The sequence below is a fragment of the Bifidobacterium sp. W8112 genome (genome assembly GCF_016101425.1).
GTDB lineage: Bacteria > Actinomycetota > Actinomycetes > Actinomycetales > Bifidobacteriaceae > Bombiscardovia > Bombiscardovia apousia.
The window spans coordinates 964,965-986,277 of record NZ_JACFQN010000001.1 but is presented as its reverse complement, the minus strand read 5'-3'; the positions used below and the strand labels follow the sequence as shown (position 1 = coordinate 986,277).

10 protein-coding genes and 1 riboswitch are annotated in these 21,313 nt (G+C 59.6%); of the genes, 8 read left to right on the top strand and 2 right to left on the bottom strand.

Annotation, left to right across the window (positions count from 1 at the left end; translation table 11 throughout):
- Positions 1–353 precede the first annotated feature (353 nt).
- The 4 genes from ilvC to H3T92_RS04040 all read left to right on the top strand — a co-directional run bounded on the left by ilvC (position 354) and on the right by H3T92_RS04040 (position 11,861).
- Positions 354–1,403, top strand: a complete 1,050-nt coding sequence (ilvC, locus tag H3T92_RS04055; protein WP_015022635.1) for a ketol-acid reductoisomerase — start codon at positions 354–356, stop codon at positions 1,401–1,403.
- Positions 1,404–1,818: 415 nt separating this feature from the next.
- Positions 1,819–4,797: an Ig-like domain-containing protein gene (locus tag H3T92_RS04050; protein WP_232341852.1), complete on the top strand. Its 2,979-nt coding sequence runs from the start codon at positions 1,819–1,821 to the stop codon at positions 4,795–4,797.
- A 147-nt stretch (positions 4,798–4,944) separates the two neighbouring features.
- On the top strand, positions 4,945–8,118 hold the full coding sequence (locus H3T92_RS04045) for an immunoglobulin-like domain-containing protein (RefSeq protein WP_198189388.1): 3,174 nt from the start codon (positions 4,945–4,947) through the stop codon (positions 8,116–8,118).
- Positions 8,119–8,147: 29 nt separating this feature from the next.
- The gene (locus H3T92_RS04040) at positions 8,148–11,861 is read left to right on the top strand and encodes a family 43 glycosylhydrolase (RefSeq protein WP_232350336.1); all 3,714 of its coding nucleotides are present in this window, start codon (positions 8,148–8,150) and stop codon (positions 11,859–11,861) included.
- A 63-nt stretch (positions 11,862–11,924) separates the two neighbouring features.
- On the opposite strand, the gene H3T92_RS04035 is transcribed toward H3T92_RS04040, so the two are convergent.
- Positions 11,925–13,430: an amino acid permease gene (locus H3T92_RS04035; protein WP_144084839.1), complete on the bottom strand. Its 1,506-nt coding sequence runs from the start codon at positions 13,428–13,430 to the stop codon at positions 11,925–11,927.
- 204 nt (positions 13,431–13,634) lie between these two features.
- The gene (locus H3T92_RS04030) at positions 13,635–15,110 is read right to left on the bottom strand and encodes an amino acid permease (protein ID WP_144084840.1); all 1,476 of its coding nucleotides are present in this window, start codon (positions 15,108–15,110) and stop codon (positions 13,635–13,637) included.
- A 96-nt stretch (positions 15,111–15,206) separates the two neighbouring features.
- Positions 15,207–15,385, bottom strand: a riboswitch (Lysine riboswitch).
- Positions 15,386–15,696: 311 nt separating this feature from the next.
- Between H3T92_RS04030 and H3T92_RS04025 the strand changes: the two genes are divergently transcribed.
- The 4 genes from H3T92_RS04025 (at position 15,697) to gnpA (ending at position 21,286) form a co-directional block, all read left to right on the top strand.
- On the top strand, positions 15,697–17,022 hold the full coding sequence (locus H3T92_RS04025) for an ABC transporter substrate-binding protein (protein ID WP_144084841.1): 1,326 nt from the start codon (positions 15,697–15,699) through the stop codon (positions 17,020–17,022).
- 143 nt (positions 17,023–17,165) lie between these two features.
- Positions 17,166–18,122, top strand: a complete 957-nt coding sequence (locus H3T92_RS04020; protein ID WP_373924693.1) for a carbohydrate ABC transporter permease — start codon at positions 17,166–17,168, stop codon at positions 18,120–18,122.
- Entirely contained in the window at positions 18,119–19,054 is a 936-nt protein-coding gene (locus tag H3T92_RS04015; RefSeq protein WP_024627072.1) for a carbohydrate ABC transporter permease, read from the top strand. The genes H3T92_RS04020 and H3T92_RS04015 overlap by 4 nt, the downstream gene beginning before the upstream one ends.
- Before the next feature lie 66 nt (positions 19,055–19,120).
- Positions 19,121–21,286 carry a 1,3-beta-galactosyl-N-acetylhexosamine phosphorylase gene (gene gnpA / locus H3T92_RS04010; protein ID WP_144084842.1) on the top strand — a complete coding sequence of 722 codons (2,166 nt, stop codon included), beginning with the start codon at positions 19,121–19,123 and terminating at the stop codon, positions 21,284–21,286.
- The last annotated feature ends 27 nt before the right edge of the window (positions 21,287–21,313 follow it).

The following is a 21,313-nucleotide window of genomic DNA, read 5'->3' as shown; positions in this document are numbered from 1 at the left end:
AATCGCGATTTTCCGACAATAAGATTCAACATCCTGCCGATGGCGAGATTCAAGTTAGCTGATGAGGCCATACCTGTTCGTGTCGTGAATGTTGACCAATTGATTGTCGGAAAGGAGATGACGCGTATCGGAGCGGCTGATAGCCGCTTTTCGTCCGAACAATGAGTCGTGGAACTTATGCCAGCCATGTCACGAGTATGGTTGAATGCACAGAAGGTGCATCAGGCAGTTCGATTTCGGCAGACGGACAAAATCCTGCGTTGGGATCGATGAATAGCATCCACTGACTGGAATCAAGTCGTAGAACAATTATGCGTGAAGCGGTTGTAACCGCACATAAAGGAGTGTAGATAATGGCAGCACAGATCTGGTATGAGAAGGATGGGGACCTTTCGGTTCTGGATGGCAAGAAGGTGGCCATCATCGGCTACGGTTCTCAGGGACATGCTCATGCGCTGAACCTGCGTGATTCCGGTGTGGACGTTGTGGTCGGCCTGCGCGCCAACTCCAAGTCGGTGCCCTTCGCCAAGGAGCAGGGTCTGGAGGTCAAGACCGTGCCCGAGGCCACCAAAGAGGCCGACATCGTTATGATCCTGGCCCCCGACCAGTACCAGCGCAACATCTGGCGGGATGACATCGAGCCCAACATCAAGGAGGGTGCGGCAGTCGCCTTCGCCCACGGGTTCAACATCCATTACGGCTACATCAAGCCCAGCGCTGACCACCCGGTCTTCATGGTGGCCCCCAAGGGCCCGGGCCATATCGTCCGTCGTGAGTATGTCGCTGGCCGTGGCGTGCCCGTGGTCGTGGCCGTGGAGCAGGATCCGCGCGGCGACGCCTGGGACATCACCCTGGCCTATGCCAAGGCTCTGGGCGCTCTGCGCGCCGGCGCCATCAAGACCACCTTCAAGGAAGAGACCGAGACCGACCTCTTCGGCGAGCAGGATGTGCTCATGGGCGGCGTCAACCACCTGGTTGAGGCTGGCTTCGAGGTGCTGACCGAGGCTGGCTACCAGCCGGAGATCGCCTACTTCGAGGTCTGCCACGAGCTCAAGATGCTGGTCGACCTGATGAACGAGGGTGGTCTGAACAAGGCCCGTTGGTCCTGCTCCGACACCGCCCAGTACGGCGATTTCACCTCCACCGTGGTGGACGAGTCCACCAAGGACAGGATGCGTCACCAGCTGCAGCGCATTCAGGACGGCTCCTTCGCCAAGGAGTTCATTGACGACCAGGATGCCGGCGCCCCCAAGTTCAAGGAGCTCCAGGAGAAGTACTCCCACGAGAAGATCGAGGAGGTCGGTCCCAAGCTGCGCGCCATGTTCTCTTGGAACAAGGACGTCAAGGATGCCGACGAGGCCCAGTCCTTCACCGGCAAGATCGCCCGTTCCCAGGTGCAGTGACCTCTAGGTTCTGAGCATCAGCTGCCATTTCCTTGGCATCGCCGCAGACCAGTATTCGATGCGAATCTGGTCTGCGGCGATTTTTTTTTTTCTTATTTGAGGCATCAGGGTTCAGCGTTGAGCCTGGGCTGCATGGTTCGTCAATCCGTACGGTAATGAGATGCCCGTTATTCGTTCCTGCCAATGCTGAGAATCTATTGTTATTGAATCGTTATCCTTTTCAGGGACAGCGGCTGATAGCAGATGTCAGAATGGATTTTGGCATAGGTGCTGACGTGATGATCAATTATGGGTCATGACCCATCTATGAATACTTGTCGTGCCGACTCAGGGCAGTCATCGAAGCCAAGCCGCAGTCGGCATGACACCGCAGGCGGGATTGCGATATCCCGATGAGCCAAAGGTGGTGGAGCGCATGAAAAAAATGAAAGCATTGGTGTCGGTCATTGCGACCCTGCCGATGTTGCTGTCCTTCGCAGGAGGTACGGCATACGCCCTTGAGCGGCCTGAGACAAAAGGGCAGGAAGCCAGCTCGCTGACCCCGGTTGCCTCCTATGACTTTAGTCAGGGAAACTTGTCGGATTCAGTCAATGGCTATGCCATGACTCTTCACGGCGGGGCATCCATCGGGGCCTTCGGAGACCGAAACGGAAACGAGGCGCTGAATCTGCAGAACGGTCAGTCAGATGCTTCAAAAAACGTTCAATATGCTGAGCTGCCTTCGGAAATCTTCGGGTCAATAGGCAACGAGGCGACCATCGACTTCGCTGCCAAGTCGAGGCATGCTGACGATGGCAATTATTTCTCGCTGGCTATCGGCAAGGATGCCTCACATTACCTTTTCTTCTATCTGAGCAAAACCAGCGCCAAATTGGCTGTTGCGGACAATGGCTGGCACAATGAGCCCTCCTTCAAGGAGCAGCTCGACGACAATGACGGAATCTGGCATGACTTCCGAATCATCATCAAGGATGATTCCATGGCCCTGCTCAGGGACAACAAGTTGGTGGGAATCAAGACCAAGACCGGTATCAAGCTCTCTGATCTGGGGGGTTCCACCACCTTCATCGGCAAATCCTTCTATCAGGGCGATGCGTACTGGAATGGCGCCATTGATGACCTGAAGATCTACAAGGGGGCCGATCTGGTCATGCCGACTGGGCTAACCGTGACCGGAACCGGCCTGGTGAACGGATCCCTGGCCTTGATGGAGAATGATGAGCGGCAGCTGACCGCAACAACCACGCCTGAGAGTGCCATCAGCAAGGAGGTGAGCTGGGCCTCGTCCAATCCCTCTGCAGCTACAGTCGATGCCAAGGGCAAGGTCAAGGCTGTGAAGGCTGGAACCAGCACCATCACCGCCACCAGCCGGGCTGGCGGACTGGTCAGTTCAGTCGACGTAACCGTCAAACCCTTGGATCCGGAAACGGCTGCCCAAGATGATGTGGATGCTCTGATCGCCGGGGTTCCCTCTCAGGCGACAGGGAACCTGCCTTTGCTGGCCAAGGGACCCAGATATGATGTTGACGTCACCTGGACTTCTTCCGACCCTGGTCGCATCACTCCGACGGACAGCAATTACCAGGCACCGGCCAATGGGGCATCCGACCCCTATCGGGGCGCCGGCATCGTCACCCGACCCTCTTATGGGCAGGGTGATGCCAAGAAGGTCAGCCTGACGGCCACCGCCAAGACGGGCAATGGGCGCACTGTATCGCGCAGCGTCGATGTCGTGGTCAAGGAGAAGCCGAGGTCTGCGCCCAATGTCGGGTACGCCGCGGTCACTTTTCTCTCTGACGCTGACAAGACCGGAGGAAAGATCGGCGAGGCCCTCTATGAATCGGCGACCTCCACCGAGCGCAATGACTTCTTCTCCTTCAGCCCCATCAACAATGGCGACCCCGTCATCACTTCCAAGACAGACACCACCGGCTTGCGCGATCCATACGTGCTGCGCTCGCATGATGGCGACGAATACTATATGATCGCCACCGATCTGAAGGTCTCGCGCCAGGGCTGGGGCCAGAACCAGCAATATGGCTCGCTGAAGATCGAAGCCTGGAAATCCAAGGACATGGTCAATTGGACGCGGACCAACGCCGATGACGGTTCGGATGCAGGCATCGTCGTCAACTCCCCCAACCAGGGGATGACCTGGGCTCCTGAGGCATTCTGGGATGACGCGCTGAACGCCTATGTGGTCTTCTTCTCCTCACGGGCCTATACCGACGGCTCACGCTCGACAGCCGTCACCGGGAAGAAGGGTTCCCCGTACAACATCGTGCGCTATGCCATCACCCGGGACTTCAAAACCTTCACCCCCGCCAAGGACTGGCAGGACACCGGATACTCGCGCATTGACTCCACGGTTTTCAAAATCGGCAGCTACTACTACCGAATGACCAAAAACGAAGAGAACGGTGCCGCAGGATCCTACGTGGTGGATGGCAAGTCCACCTTCCTGGAACGCTCGAAGTGCCTGACCTGCGCCACGGCAAGCTCGGACCCTGATGCTGATGAGACGCGCACCTGGCGGTTGCTCGACCAACGGCTGCTCCCCTTTGAGGGACCGGAATCCATAGCTCTGAACAAGGATGACGTCAACCAGAACGAAGCCGGTGACGCCATGGTCATCATGGCTGATTCCGGTGGATATCAACCCTTTATGACCAGCAAGACGGATCTGAGCCGCACCGACTGGTCCCACAGGCTTTCGCAGACGCCGGGATGGTTTACTCAGAAGAAGCCGGGCAAGGGCGTCACCGGGTATGTCACGGATGACGGCATGCCCACCCCGAAGAGGCATGGGGCTTTCGTTGCCGTGCCTCGGAATGTTCTGGAAGCCATGCATAGGTACACCACAGCCAACCCCTCGCATCTGGAACCGGTCGCCTCCACAACCCAGGCTGATTATGCCTCGGACAGCCGCAAGCTGAGCGTGACCGTCAAGGCCGAAGACCAGGGCGATGTGGCTGGCACCGTGAGCATCACGCAAAGTCCGGCATCAAGGCTGAGTCAGTCCTGGACGACCGATGTGAAACTGGGGGCCGATGGGAAGGCGACGCTGACTGTGCCGGATGAGGTCTCCGGAGATATCAGAGTCGATTATCTGGGGTACACCGACAAACTGGTCAAGCCATCCTCCACCAAGGTGACCGGGCTTGTCGCCAAGGCTGCAGACATTGGCGTGCCTGGCACGTCGGATACCCACCTCTCCCAGACATCTCCCATTGAGCAAGCCAAGGCAGGAGGTGCTGGGTCGGTTTCACCGGATCCGGGGCTTTCTCGAACAGGTGCATCCGTTGGCGTCATTGCCTTGGCTGCGCTCGCATGCGCAGTCCTGGCAATCTGCTGGTTGCGATCGGCCCGGTATAGGTCGGCATCCAGGCACTGACTGCTCTGGCCGGCTGTCCCTATGGGTTTTTCGAGGAACGGCCGGCGTCGGCAGTCCAAGACAAGAGGCTCCTGGAGCCAGCTGTTCCGGGAGCATTCAAGAGCCACCGCAATGATGTGGTGGCATTACACAGGAAGAGGCCCGTTAATGAACGGACATGGAAAGAAAGCCCTGGGGCTGCTCCTAGGGTGTGCAACACTGGCATCGGGGTCGCTGCTGCCCCTTGTCGCATCGGGTGAGGAGACAGAGAAACCGCTGATCCATTACTCCTTCGACGTTGCCCCCAGCGGCCGGACCATAGCCAACGAGGGCTCTGACGGTCACAGTGACGCCACTCTGGAAGGCGATGCTTCCGTCAAGGACGGCCGCCTCGTGCTGACCGGCACCCAGGACGTAGTCATTCCTACCAGTGCCTTGAAGGATAAGCAGGACCTTACCGTTTCGATCTGGCTGAAGAATAATTCCGGCTCCATGAACACTTCAGCGGCCTACATAGGGAACGCAGATACCGCCAAAGGGTATTTCCTGCTCAACCCATCCAACCCTGCGGGGCGGGTCAAGGCGGTAATGACCACGGCCACCGCCAATCAGCCCAACAAATCCCCATGGGGCACCGAAGTGGGTCCAGGATCCACCGGGGCTCCCTCATCAGGCTCCAAATCCACTGACGACATGGCCTTGTACACCACGGTCATCAGCGGCTCCACAGGAAAGATGAGCTCCTATCTCAATGGCGCTCCGCTGGGTTCTTCCACCTACTCCATACCTCAAGGTGGCCTCGGCAATTACGGGGATCTGGTCGCCTACTTGGGCAAATCCTCCTATCCCGATCCCAAGAGCAGGATCGAGGTCGATGATTACGCCATCTACGATCAGGCCATGGATTCCGCTGGGGTCAAGGGGCTCTATACCAGCCAGGCCTTGGAGAAGATCATGCCGACGGTAGCAGTCCCTGCTCAGGCGAGTGAGAACTTCACCCTCCCCACGGACCTCTCGGGCGTGCATCTGGACTGGGCATCCGATTCACCGGCCCTGGCAGTGGCTGGTGACGGGACAGTCACTGTCAACAGGCCTGCTTCCGGGCAGCCGGATGCGAAGGTGACCCTGACGGCCACTTTCAGCCTGAACGGGGTCACTCGCACCAAGGCCTATCAGGTTTTGGTTCCCCATCTTCTGAGCGATCAGGAGCAGGCGCAGGCTGATCTGGATGCCGTGGGCATCGAGAATGCCGACGATGTGCGAACCAATGTCTCCATTCCTACAGTTGGGGAGCACGGTTCCTCCTTCACCTGGTCCGTCAAGGATCCTGGAACGGTCGGCGCGGTGATCGTTGATGGCGTCAACGGCTCTTCCAAGACTGTGAAGGTCAACCGTCCCGCCGCTGGCAAGCCGGCTGCAACCGTGGTCTTGAGTTTGGAGGTCAGGCATGGTGACAGCAGGCTGGTCAAGGAGTTCACCCTTAAGGTGCAGCCCATGCCTGCCGACAACTCCAAGGATCAGGCCTATGTCTGGGCATTCTTCACTGGCGAGGGCGTCGGTGGCGAGAAGATCAGCCTGGCTGCATCCAAGGGCAACAATGCCTTGGACTGGAACACGCTGAACAACGGTTCGCCCCTCTTCACCTCAAGCAAGGGCGAGCAGGGACTTCGCGATCCCTTCATCATGAGGTCCAAGGATGGCGACAAGTTCTACATGCTGGCCACCGATTTGAAGATATCCGGACGTCCCAATGCGCCCGGAGGCCTGAGCGGTTTCATGGGTGCCCAGGCCAACGGATCCAAATACATCGAGATCTGGGAGTCGGATGATCTGACCCACTGGTCCCAGGAGCGGCATGTCAAGGTGAGCACCGACTATGCCGGGAATACTTGGGCGCCTGAGGCCTATTACGACGCTGAGATCGGCAAGTACGTGGTCTACTGGGCCTCCAACCTGTATCCAGGCACCGATCCGGCTGAAAGGACCGCGCTGACTTACAACCGGATGATGTATGTCACCACCGACGATTTCATCAACTTCTCCAAGCCCCAGGTCTGGATCGATGTAGACCGCAGGGGTCAGCCCGGCTCGGGATCCATCGATGCCACCGTGCAGAAGAAGGACGGCCTCTACTATCGCGTCTACAAGGACGAGAAGACCATGACGCTGCGTCAGGAGAAGTCCAAGGATCTTCTGGCCAAGGTTGCCGGATCCTATCCCACTGCCACATCCAGTGATGCCAGCGGCTGGTCTCTGGTCGGGGAGCGCATCGGCGGCGGGCAGGCCAACGGCTACGGCGGTACTTTCAGCGCCGGAGAAGGCCCATCCCTTTTCCGGGCGAACGACGGGGACGTCAACGGATACCAGTACTACCTCTTTGCCGATCAGCCCGATTACCATGGCGGCCCCAACCACTATGTGCCGATGGCCACGAACAATATATCCAAGGCCGACCAGTGGAAGGTGATCGGCGACAAGATGCCCGAGGCCAACTTCCCGACCAATACGGACGGCGGCAAACCACGGCATGGCACTGTCCTGCCAGTGACCAGGGCTCAGTATCAGAAGGTCCTGGAGGCCTATGCGCCCCATGTGGCGGTCGTCTCGGTTCCGGCCATGTCTGTAGAGACGAAGGTCGGTCAGGATCCCACGCCGAACCTTCCTGCCAAGGTGGAGCTGACCAAGGCTGACGGAAGCAAGGAGCAGGTGAAGGTGGCTTGGGATGCCGTGGATCCGTCCGCATACAGCCACCCCGGAGCCTTCCGGGTAAGCGGAATCGCTGCGGATGCTTCTCGGATGCCCGTGGAGGTCACGGTCAAGGTTCTCTCCAATGACGCCAGCCTCAAGTCTCTGACCGTGGCCGGCCAACCAGTGGACCTGGCGCAGGCCTTGGCGGGTACTGCCACGCTGGCGCTCGCCGACCTGCCTGGACTGGCTGAAGCCGACATCGCCGCTCTCGCCACGGATGATCAAGCTACTGTCGCCTTGACCTTGGACTCTCCTGGATCAGCTGAAAGGATGCTGACGATCAAGGTCACAGCAGCGGATAAGGCCACCACAAGGACCTACCAGGTCAAACTGACCCAGATTCGCAGCGCCCAGCCTGCGCCCGACAAGGACAACGCCCAGAAACCGGGGCTTTCATCATCCGGCAATTCATCCGGCACGGTGAACCCGCATGCACAGGCCCGCCCCTCCCTCTCCGCCACAGGTGTGGACCTGTCGAAGGTTCCAGGTCTCCTGCTGGCAGCAAGCCTGGGGCTGGTTCTCATTGCCGTCTGCAGGTTCCTAGTCCGTCGACAGGGGCCGGCATCAGCTATGGATGGAGATGAGCAGAAGTGAAACGATGTGGAAGAATGATCGCCTGGATGATGGCGATTCCGACCGCCTTGGCCGGGTTGGCTTTCATTCCTGCAGCAGCAAGCGCTGTTGAGAGCCTGCCCACCGACGATTTGCTGGCCGAGTACTCCTTCGCCAGCAAGCCGTCGGACGGGCACACGGTCGCCAATACCGCCCCTGGCAGCGCCTTTGGCGAGGCCCAGGTGCAGAACCCGGGAGACGATCTGTGGAAGGATCAATCCCTGGTTCTTTCCGGTGGGGAGTGGAGCGGAGGGGGCAGCTGGGTTCGGCTGCCTGCGGATCTGCTTTCAGACAAGTCCTCCGCTACCGTCCAGATGGAGGTCAAGGCGGATCCCGACATGCTCAAGAGCTTCCACTTCATGTGGAACATCGGCAACGCCTCCAACCAGGAATACCTGTTCAGTTCCCTCAACTGCGCCTTCGGACGCCAGCCCCTGGTGGGCATCAAGGCGAAGGGGATCGAGCATCTGGTCCAGTCGGGCTCCTGCGCGGTCCGGGCCGACCAGTGGATGTCGGTGACGGCCACCTTGGACGGGTCGGACGGCATGGCCAGGCTCTACGTCGATGGCGAGGAGGTCGCCTCTGGCAAGGTTCCCGTCACCACTGCCGACATTGGCGACCAGAGCCTCAACACCATCGGTCATTCGCCTTGGAAGGATGTGAATTTCAAGGGCCAGGTGGCCAACTTCCGCGTCTACGGCAGGGCCTTGGACGCTGGACAGGTCAGGAGCATCAGCACTGTCGACGCCAACATCCACAGGAGCGAACTGGTGGACGGATGCATCGATGCCCTGGGCTTCCATGACCAGAGTGTGGACGGCGACTACCTGGCTCTGCCCACAGCAGGCGGCACGGTAACCTGGTCCTCATCGGATCCTTCGGTTATCACCGATAAGGGTATGGTCAACCAGCCGCCCTCCGGCGCTCAGGATCAAACGGTGACCATGACGGCTACCACCACAGTGCGTGGATTGACCGGCAGCAAGAGCTACCGCATCACTGTCAAACCGAGCACGAAGACCAAGGCCCAAAGGCTGCAGGAGGCGGCTGACGGTTACGTCATCCCGCCCCTGATCGCCTCGGGCACCAAGCTTCCTGTGGCTCCGGATGATACGACCCTGCAGCTTCAGGCCGCTTCCGGCATCTCCATCCAAGATGGGGGACTGGTTTCCATAGCTGGCGACAAGCCTGTCTCTGGACGGATCACTGCCAGAATCGCCGCCGCGGGGGTTGCCGACCCCATTGTCAAAGACTTCGAGGTGAAGGTCCTTCCCAAGTCGAAGGCCAGCACCCTCCTTGCCTACGACCGTAATGCGACCTCGGCGGATACAGCCAACAACGGCGATATCGCACACAGCATGCATCTGGCCCTCAAGGACGAAGCTTCGGGGCGGTACCAGCCTTACAACGGCAACTATGGCATCTTCTTCCCGCTGGGCTACGCCTCGCAGCCCGTCAACCAGAACACCAGGGACTACGCGCGCAGCCTCAAGGATCCCTCGATTTTCATGATGGGGGACGGGTCCTACGGGATCCTCTCCGTGCGCACCAATCGGGGGACGGATGTGCCGGACAGTCCTGGCCGCCTGCTCTTTGCCCGGTCCGCTGACTTGCTTGCCTATGAGGAGAGCCCGAACTCCGCAGGCCTGGTTGACCTGGGCGAAACCAACGGGGTCAACAGCCCCTATGGGGTCTACGATACGGCATCCAAGACCACCATGATCGGGTGGTATGATGACAACGGAGTGCCCAAGTACACCAGCTTTGCTGAGCTCAAGGACAAGGATTCCGTGCATGGGCCTGTCCATGTCGGGCGGTTCGCCACGGTCGGCGGCAGTCAACCGGCGTCAGAGGTTCAAGGTATTGATGATTATCGCCACGGTTCGTCCATCGTTATTGACCAGGACCGTGTCAAGGCCCTGCAAACCCGATTCGGCCGTCTGACCAACACCGGCGTGGATGGTTTCAAGGACATCACCGTGACCAAAGGGAGTTCGGCTGACGGATTGAAGCTGCCGAAAACCGCTCGACTGACCTATTCCGACGGTTCCACGGGTTCGCTGCCCATCAGAGACTGGGATACCTCCCATCTTGACTTGGACAAAGTCGGGGAATATGAGGTCGCCGGCACCATCGGCCAGACCTCCTACAAGGTTCCTTTCGCCGAGGAGCGTGCCGATCCCTCCATCTACAAGTGGCAGTGGAAGCGGCAGGTGGACGGCCACGAACGGGTGGACACCAAGTACCTCATGATCGCCACCAATGACATTGAAGGGGACTGCACCTGGCAGCATGGCAGTCCCCATATGCCTCTGCGGATGGCCGATGCCATTGCCGATCTGGCTGACACCCCTGGCCAGGATTCCGGGTTGATTGATGCCAACGGGTACAACGCCAAGGAGCATATCATCCTTAAGGCTGGGGATCTCGATGCAGAGGGGCAGCCGATCATGCACAGCTTCTGGGCGCCTGAGATTCACGAGATCAATGGCAGGCTGACAGTCCTGTTCATGGCTGGATACGGAAACCAGTGGACCAATGGCAAGGCGGTTTATATGCAGCTCAAGCAGGATGCCGGAGGTCATGACCTCGACCCGACCGTCGCTTCCAACTGGGAGCGGCCGCGAGACGTGACTCGTTCCGACGGGCGCCCTCTGGCCCTTGCCGCTGATGGAAGTGTCGGCATGTCCTTGGATATGAGCTACTTCCAGGATCAGAAGGGACAATCCTATTATGTCTGGCAGCAGTTGGGCGCCACCTATTTGGCCAGGATGAATCCTGCCGACCCTGCTCACGTCACCACCGACCCGGTGAGGATCGTCGCCCCGGATTACGCATGGAACGCCACAATCGCCGAGGGGCCCAATGTAACCCTGCACCAGGGCAAGCTCTATCTGATGTATTCCGGTTCCTCGGTCGGCAAGACCTACACCACCGGCATGGCTGTGGCCGACGGATCAGGCAATACCGACCTGACCGATCCAGCCAGTTGGAGCAATCTGAACTACCCCATCCAGAATTCAGGCATTTTCAACGGAAGGTGGCAGCTGGGCACCGGCCATGGCATGTGGAGCGAGGATGAGGACGGCAATCAGATCTACGTCTTCCACGCATACGCCAACAAGACGGATGGCTACCGCAACTATTCCGGGCGGGATACCTTCGTGCGCCGGGTCCATTGGGCAGCGGATGGCCTGCCGGTGCTGGACATGGATGCGAATGAAGAGCTCGCCCACCCTGATGTGAAAGTCCGGGTCAAGGTGGTTGATTCCGTGGTCAAGGTCGACAAATCCGGTCTTTCAGCTGCCTTGAAGAAGGCCGATGGTTTGGACCAGGGCAAATATGAGTCCGGTTCCTGGCTGGCTTTCGCTGCGGCTCGAACGCAGGCACAGGCTGTCTATGACGATCCCAATGCCGACCAGGCTGCAGTTGATCAGGCACTGAAGGGTCTTCAGGAGGCTATCAAGGCCCTGGTTCCCCTCAGCAGACCGGACGGAAATGGGATGCAGGGCGGCAGTCTGGGACAAGGCACCAGTCTGATCTCTGCCGATGTCAGTGGGCATGGTCGTCACGACCCTGGCCGTGATGCATCAGTCGGGGGCGGTGGTTTGTCCTCCACCGGGACGGATGTCGTCGGAGTGAGTCTGGCGGCCTTGCTCATGGTTTCGCTGGCCTTGATGGTGGCCATTCCGGTCAGAAAGTCGATGTCATCGTCATTGACCTAGGCTTGGGCTTGGCCTGATGGTGCCCCGTAGATGGAACAGATCATCTGCGGGGCACCTTCTGCTTCAGCGGGCGGATTCGGCGCCGGACACGTCCATGTCCTTGAGGCGCACGATCTTGGTGTGGTTGACGAACTTGAAGCCCAGATAGAGGACCAGGACCAGCACCACGCTGAAGTAGGTCATGGCCATGTGCGACCAGTTCAGGCTGAGCAGGGAGGGGATGTCCTGTCCGGCGATGACGATGACGCAGAGCACCATGGCCAGGATCGGGCCCAGCGGGTAGATCTTGGAGTGGTACTTGAGTTCGCTCAGGTCGTGTCCCTGGAGCTTGAAGGCCCTCCGGAAGCGGAAGTGGCTCAGGGCGATGCCGATCCAGGCGATGAACCCGGTCAGTCCAGTGGCGGTCACCAGCCACATGTAGAAAGACTGGCCGAAGATGCTGGAGGCGAAGGTGGCCAGGGACATGCAGACCGTGGCTACCAGAGCTGCCAGGGGGATGCCCCGCTTGGTGGTCTTGGCGAAGATGGCCGGGGCATAGTGGTCCTTGGCCAGCCCGTAGAGCATGCGGCTGGAGGCGTAGGCCCCGGTGTTGACGGCCGAAAGGATGGATGTCAGCACCACTGCGTTCATGACGCTGGCTGCCGAGGCCAGGCCGGCCCGCTGGAAGACCAGGGTGAAGGGCGACATGGCGATGTTCCCGTCAGAGGCACCCAGGAGGTTGGGGCTGGTGTAGGGGATCAGGGCAGCGATGACGAAGATGGACAGCACATAGAAGAGCAGGATCCGCCAGAAGACGTCGTTGATGGCCTTGGGGACCGCCTTGCCGGGGTTTTCGGATTCCCCGGCGGTTACGCCCACCACCTCTGTGCCCTGGAAGGAGTAGCCGGCGATCAGGAAGACGCTCATGATGGCCGGGAAGCCTCCCACGAAGGGGGCGTCCTTGTAGGTGAAGTTCTTCAGGCCGACCGCCGGCTGGAACATGATGCCGCAGATCATGGCCATGCCGATGACCAGGAAGACGATGATGGTGGCCACCTTGATCAGGGAGAGCCAGAACTCGGTCTCCCCGAAAGCGGAGACCGTCAGGGCGTTGATCAGGAAGACGATGACCAGGACCAGCAGGCTCCAGATCCATCCCGGGGTGTGGGGCAGCCAGTACTGGATCAGCAGGGCGGCGGTGGAGATGTCCACGGCACCCGAGATGGTCCAGTTCAGCCAGTAGTCCCAGCCCATGGCAAAGCCCAGGGCCGGATCCACGTAGCGGGCGCTGTAGGCGGCGAAGGATCCCGACACCGGCAGGTGGGTGGCCAGCTCGCCCAGGCTGGTCATCAGGAAGTAGACCATGACGCCCATGGCTATGTAGGCCAGAAGTCCGCCGCCGGGGCCGGCTGTGGAGATGGTGGAGCCTGAGGTCATGAACAGGCCGGTGCCGATGCAGCCGCCCAGGGCGATCATGGAGATGTGGCGGGTCTTGAGGTTGCGCTTGACGCTGCCGTAGCCATGGTGCTCTTGCCCGGCCCGGTCGGATTGATTGGTGTTCGACGCTGCATTGCTGGTGTTCTGCGTCATGATCCTCCTCCTTTTGGCTGGGCGACGCACCGGGGAGTCCGGGGTCGTACTGAAATTGCGATTCCTGATATGCCGGCTGGATGCCGGAACAGATTCATATGACCGGGTCCTTGAGCCGGTCCTCGAACGATTAGGGAGTCTATGCCACTGGTGTGGCTTTCCGCCTCCCATGGCCACAATATGTCATGCTAGTTGACCAATTGTTCATAGCGATTCCGGATCCCCGCTCAAATCCATCGTCTTCAGGGGCACGATCCGGGTATGGTAGCGGATCTTGTAGCCCAGGTAGAGGGCAAGCACCAGGGGCACGCTGATGTAGGTGACGCCGATCTCCTGCCAGTTCCAGTTGACGAAGGCCTCGATGTTCTGCCCGCCGATGACGATGATGCACAGAATCAGGGCCAGGATGGGCCCCAGGGGGAAGAGCTTGGCATGGTAGCGCAGCTCCTCAACCCGGTGGCCCTGGACCACCCAGGCGCGGCGGAAGCGATAGTGGCTCAGAGCGATGCCGATCCAGACGATGAATCCGGTCAGGCCCGAAGCGGCCACCAGCCACATGTAGATCCGCTGGCCAAAGATGCTGGCGGCAAAGGTGGCCAGGGAGACCACCAGGGTGGCGACCAGCGAGGCCATGGGGATGCCATGACGGGTGGTGTGCCCGAAGAAGGCCGGGGCGTAATGGTCCTTGGCAAGGGCGTAGAGCATCCGGGTGGAAGCGTAGACCCCTGAGTTGGCGGACGAGAGGACCGAGGTCAGGATGATGGCGTTCATGACGCTGGCCGCCGAGGCCAGACCCGCCCGCTGGAAGACCATGGTGAAGGGCGACATGGCGATGTCCCCCTGGGCGGAGCTGAGCAGGTTGGGGCTGGTGTAGGGGATCAGCGCGGCGATGACGAAGATGGACAGGATATAGAAGAGCAGGATCCTCCAGAAGACATCATTGATGGCCTTGGGTACCGCCTTGCCGGGGTTTTCGGACTCGCCGGCCGTGACGCCGATCAGCTCGGTGCCCTGGAAGGAGAAGCCGGCAATCAAAAAGACGTTGAGAATGGCGGGGAATCCGCCCACGAAAGGCGCATCCTTGTAGGTGAAGTTGCCCAGGCCCACGGCCGGGCGGAACATGATGCCGCAGATCATGGCCAGACCGATGACCAGGAAGACAATCACTGTCACTACCTTGATCAGGGAGAGCCAGAACTCGGTCTCGCCAAAGGTGGACACGGTCAGGGCGTTGATCAGGAAAATGACCACCAGGACCAGCAGGCTCCATATCCATCCTGGGGTGTGGGGCAGCCAGTACTGGATCAGCAGGGCGGCGGTGGAGATGTCCACAGCCACGGTGATGGCCCAGTTCAGCCAGTAGTTCCAGCCCATGGCGAAGCCCAGGGCCGGATCCACATAGCGGGCGTTGTAGGCGGCGAAGGAACCGGAAGTGGGCAGGTGGGTGGCCAGCTCGCCCAGGCTGGTCATCAGGAAGTAGACCATGAGGCCCATGGCCGCGTAGGCCACCAGCGCGCCTCCCGGTCCGGCCTTGGCGATAGTGGATCCGGAGGTCATGAACAGGCCCGTGCCGATGCAGCCGCCCAGGGCGATCATGGTGACGTGTCGGGTCTTGAGGTTGCGTTGGACCCGGTCGTCGGATGCGGAGGGGTCGTCTTTCCCGCCCTGCCTGGTCGCCATGACTGCTCTTCTCCTCGAACTGACCTGAGAGCCCTATGACGACGGTTCCGGCCGGTTCCGCTCAGGCGAAATCCAGGCGGGTTGCCTGTCTGTGACACTGCACATAGCGCTCCGCAACATCTGGTTGCGACAGTCCCGGACCTGTTCGACCCGGGCCCAACGGGTCGGATGGGCGGATCCGAACCGTTTCGGCCGGACATCCTTTCGCCGGGAATAGGCGACACCGCACTGTCTGATCCCGGTTACTGATAGGTTCGGCGACCTCTTCAGTGGCTTTGCAATTACGGGTAAGCATAGATGGATTCTCAGACAAGGCCGGATCGCTCGCCTATAGGGCATGGGGTGAAGTCGTCGAAAGCGCCGCTACTGCAAATCACTACTCTCGCTTAGAACGCATTGGATCCAATAGATCGATATCAATTGTGAACGAAGGTAATCAAATGAAAATCCCGTGGTTTAGCACTGCTTTGCTAAATCTACAATTCTTATAATTGAATTAATAAACTATCCTTGCAAATAAGTACTGCTATACTGAATGTGAACTTCGAGGTAAGACAATGATGTTTTTGTGAAGGGGTGAGTCTAGATGAGAACCAGCAACAAACGCATAATGGCGGCCATGGCTGCAGTCGCGGCCTTAAGCATGGCACTGGCCGGGTGCGGTTCCTCCGGCGGATCCGATGCCAACAAGAGCGGTGACACCAAGTCGGGCGGCAAGGTCGAACTGACATACCTGCACCGTCTTCCCGACAAGCAGGGCATGACCATGGTCAAGGACACCGTGGCCAGGTGGAACAAGGATCACCCGAACATCCAGGTCAAGGCTACCAAGTTCAACGGCAGCCCCGGCGACCTGATTAAGAAGCTGGAGACCGACGTCAAGGCCGGTAATGCTCCCGATCTGGCCCAGGTAGGCTACGCTGAGTTGCCTGAGGTCTATACCAAGGGCATCGTCGAGGATGTCACTGCAGAGGCAGGCAAGTACTCCAAAGACTTCGCAGAGGGTCCCAGCAAGCTTATGAGCGTAGACGGCAAGGTCTTCGGTCTGCCCCAGGATACCGGCCCCATGGTCTACTACTACAACAAGACGGAATTCGACAAGCTGGGCATTAAGGTCCCCACCACGGCCGAGGAATTCATCGAATCGGCCAAGAAGGCAGCGGCTCAGGGTAAGTACATCATGACCTACCAGCCCGATGGTGCAGGCATGGCCTTCTCCGCCCTTTCCGGCGCGTCATCTCCCTGGTACAAAATCAAGGACGGCAAGTGGGTCGTCAATGTTGATACGCCCGGCTCCAAGGCCACGGCCGACTTCTACCAGCAGCTGCTCGATGCCAAGGCGATGAATCTGACCCCCAGCACCGACCCCTCCTTCGCTGGTGCCTTCCATGACGGCTCCATCATCGGATCCATTGATGCCGCCTGGAATGCCCCGATCATGATGGACTGGATCGGTGATGCCGGCAAGGGCCAGTGGAGGGTCACCCAGATCGGCGACTGGTTCAAGAACGGCGAGAAGACCGGACCCAACGGCGGTTCGGGTGTTGCAGCCATCAAGGGCACCAAGCACAAGGCAGAGGCCATGGAGTTCCTGGATTGGTTCAACACCCAGGTGCCTGATCTGACCTCTCAGGGTCTGATTGTCGCGGCCTCCACCGAGAAAGCCAAGACCCCTCAGTCCTGGACCGAATTCTTCGGCGGGCAGGACGTGATGGCGGAATTCGCTAAGGCCAATGCCAACATGGGTTCCTTCAACTACATGCCCGGATTCTCCGCGGTGAGCAGCGCCGTCGGCGAGGCTGCGGACAAGGCCGGCAAGGGTCAAGCCAAGGTCTCCGATGCCTTCGATGCAGCGCAGAAGACGTCCCTTGCCACACTGAAGGATTATGGCCTTCCGATCGCCAAGGATTGATCGGTAACCGCTCTTCGGCGGATACAGTAGGGAGGCCTTCCCTGACAATTCTCAACAGGTTGGGGAACCCGGGTCTGTGGCTCGTGTTCCCCGCCTGCTGGAAGGTCGCTCGCCTTATAGGTTCCGGGAGGATGGGTTTTCACATGAGCCATCGAACAGCAGCTGAGGCAGGGGCGCAGAAGAAGAGGAGATCCGAGATCACCAAACGCAACGAACGGACGGGTTGGGCATTCATGATGCCTTTCTGCATCCTCTTTGCGATTGTCTTCATCATCCCCATTGCCTACGCCGTCTATATGAGCTTCTTCCAGCAGGTGGCCTCGGGCGGCGGCGCCTACGGCGGGGGCGAGATGATCAATAAGTTCGTCGGGTTGGAGAACTTCCGATTTACAGTCACCTCCGCGGCCTTCTGGACCGGCATCGGCAGGGTCCTGATCTACACGGTCATCCAGGTCCCGGTCATGATCATCGCAGCCCTGGCCCTGGCCATGCTTCTGGATTCCTTCATCGTCAAGCATGTCACCCCTTATCGGCTGGGCTACTTCCTTCCCTATGCCATCCCGGGCGCGATCGCGGCCATCATCTGGGTGTTCCTTTACAACGACCAGTTCTCGCCCATCGTCAAGGGCCTGGCAGCCATAGGAATACACGTCAACTTCTTCGCATCCAACGCTCTGATCGCCTCCATGGCCAACATCACCACCTGGACCTTCACGGGCTACAACATGCTGATCTTCCTGGCAGCCCTCCAGGCCATCCCGCGTGACCTCTACGAGGCTGCTCGAATCGACGGAGCCAATGGCTTCCAGATCGCCATGAGGATCAAACTCCCCAACGTCAGGGGGGCCGCCCTCCTGGCCATGCTCCTGTCCATCATCGGCAGCATCCAGCTCTTCAACGAGCCCCAGGTCATGCAGACCGTCGACAAGGGCATATCGAACTCCTACACCCCCATGATGATGGCCATGAACACATCACGGGGCATCCTCACCCCCAAGGGTGACGGTCCGGCTTCAGCCATCGCAATTGTCATGGCGCTGATTGCCGGGGTCCTTGCCGCCCTCTACGCATACATCGAGAGGAAGGTGAATGAATCATGACCTCGGCCAATCCCGCACGCCTTGCAAAAAAGCAGGACAAGCTCCTCAAGCAGAAGGCCGATGAGCTGCCTCGCTCCATGAGACCCACCAAGGTGGTCAAGATTACCACCATCGTGGTCCTGGTCTTCGCTCTGATCTACTTCCTCTTTCCCATCTATTGGGCCATCATCGCCTCTACCAAGTCACCCTCCCAGCTGGTCAGCAGCAACGGCCTCTGGTTTGCTGTCGACCTGAAGAAGATTCCCCAGGCGGTGGCCACCAACTACTCGATCCTCCTGGGCTGGACCCACTCGCAGTTCTGGCACTGGGTCTTCAATTCCTTGATCTATTCAGGGGTCTCCGCCCTGATCGGCACGGTGGTTTCGGTCATGGCCGGGTATGGCACAGCCAAGTTCCAGTTCCGGGGCAGGGGCGTCGTCATGACCATCGCCATGTCTGCCCTGCTGATGCCCTCGGCGCTGATGACCATCCCCCAGTACTCCATCTTCAACGCCCTGCATCTGAGCAACACCATGCTGGCAGTGATCATCCCCTGCTCGGTCTCGCCCTTCGGTTTCTTCCTGGGAAGGGTATACGCCCAAAGTTCGGTACCTACCGAGCTTCTGGAGGCGGCCAGGATCGACGGTGCCGGTGAGGCCAGGATCTTCTTCACGATTGTGCTCAGGATTCTTGCGCCCGCCATGGTCACGATCTTCCTCTTCCTCTTCGTGGCCACCTGGAACAACTTCCTCCTGCCGCTGATGATGCTCTCCAGCGAGAACCTCTTCCCAGTGACCCTGGGCCTCTATGGTCTGGTCTCTCTGCCGGTCTTTACCGATCGAGGGGCGCTGATGATGGGGTCCCTGCTGGGTGTTCTGCCGGTGATCATCCTCTTCTTCTGCCTGCAGCGGTTCTGGCAGGCTGGACTGACCGCCGGTTCGGTCAAGGAGTAAGAGTCCACGGCTGCACACAGTTTTTCAGTCATTCCGTTACGAGATATTCCAAGGAGATTCGATTCAATGACCACGACCGGGCGCTTTACCCTGCCGGGCGAAGAGAACTTTGCCGAAAAGACCAAGGAGCTGGCCAAGCTCTGGGGAGCGGATGCCATTCGTAACTCGGACGGCACCCGTTTGGACCAGGAGCTGCTGAACTTAGGGATGAAGGTGTACAGCGCCTACTTCCCTACTCGCGCCCACAACGAGTGGATCAGCAAGCACATGGACGAGACCCCGCAGGTCTACCTCATGTCTGAGCGCGTACTGGCCCACGAAGACCAAGTGCAGATTCCCTTGATGGACCGCTACTTCGACCAGCAGCTCAGGCCCAACAGGGATGCCGACCCCCACCGGTACTGGGAGGTCATCGACCGCACCGCCGGACGGGTCCTGGACCAGTCGGAGTGGAGCCTGGATCCGGATCAGGACTTGGTTCGCGTGACCGGGGCCACCTCCATGCATGAGTACACGGCGTCCTTCCTGGCCTACATCATCTGGGATCCGGTCGAGATGTACAACCACCTGACCAACGACTGGGGCGACAAGGAACACGAGATTCCCCTGGACATCTACCACCCTGCCACCCGAAAGTTCGTCATGGATGCCTATTGGCAGTGGCTGGATGAGAACCCGGCGACCGACGTGGTCCGGTTCACCACCTTCTTCTACCAGTTCACGCTGATCTTCGACCAGCTCCACCGGGAGAAGCTGGTGGATTGGTTCGGATATGCCTGCACGGTCTCCCCCCAGGCCTTGGACGATTTCGAAACCCGGTACGGTTACCGTCTGCGTCCAGAGGACTTCATCAATAAGGGCAGCTACAACTCCTCCTTCTGCATTCCTGGCAGGGCGCAGCGTGATTGGATCGATTTCCTCTCGGATTTTGTGCGGGAGAATGTCAAGACCATGGTCGATATGACCCACCAGGCAGGCAAGGAAGCCATGATGTTCCTGGGAGACCAGTGGATCGGCACCGAGCCCTACAAGCCGGGCTTCGAGAAGCTGGGTCTGGATGCTGTGGTCGGGTCCGTGGGCGACGGTACTACCCTGCGCATGATCTCCGATATTCCAGGGGTCCGCTATACCGAAGGTCGTTTTCTGCCATACTTCTTCCCTGATACCTTCCATGAGGGCAACGATCCCAGCATCGAGGGGCTGGACAATTGGCGCAAGGCCCGTAGGGCCATCCTGCGCAGCCCCATATCGCGCATGGGCTACGGCGGCTACCCATCCCTGGCGGCCAAGTTCCCCAAGTTCGTTCAGACCGTGGCCCGCATCGCAGACGAGTTCCGCGATCTGCACGACAGGATCAAGGGGAGGGCGGCACAGGGCCAGCTCAATGTGGCGGTGCTGAATTCCTGGGGCGCCATGCGTTCTTGGATGGCCTACACGGTGGCGCACGCCCTGCCTAACAAGCAGACATACTCCTACTACGGGGTTCTGGAGGCACTGTCGGGCATGAGGGTGAACGTCCGCTTCATCAGCTTCGACGACATTCTGGCCCACGGCGTGGATCATGACCTGGATGTGATCATCACCGGTGGTCCGGCCGATACGGCCTTCAGTGGTGGCGGGGTCTGGAAGAATCCTGCCCTGCTGGAGACCCTGCGATCCTGGGTCGACGGGGGAGGGGCCCTGGTCGGCATAGGCCAGCCGACTGCTCTGGAAAGAGAGGGGCGCTTCTTCCAATTGGCCGACGTTTTCGGCGTTGATCAGGAGCGCTTCCACACCCTTTCGGTAGACAAGTACTTCCCGAAGGTCACCGAGAAGCACTTCATCACCGCCGATCTGCCCGAGGACGGCAAGGCGGACTTCGGAGAGCCAGTGGTGAACACCTACCCCATCAACGGGGATGTCACCCTGCTCAGGGCCGACCAGGGTCAGGTGCAGCTGGCGGTCAACCAGTATGGCATAGGCCGTGGGGTCTACCTTTCCGGACTGCCCTATTCGGCCGTCAACGCCAGGCTTCTTGAACGGATCCTCTTCTACGCCAGTGGGCAACAGGACCGGTACGGGGACTGGAGCTGCACCAACCCTCATTGTGAGGTGGCCTACTTCCCACAGGAGGGTGTCTACTGCGTCGTCAACAACACCGACCAGCCCCAGGAGACCAGCGTTCGTCAGGCGGACGGCCAGGTCAGAGATATTGTCCTGGAACCCAGCGCCATGGTCTGGCAGCAGGCATAAGGGCAGGTTCGGCAGGAAAGGGGCTAT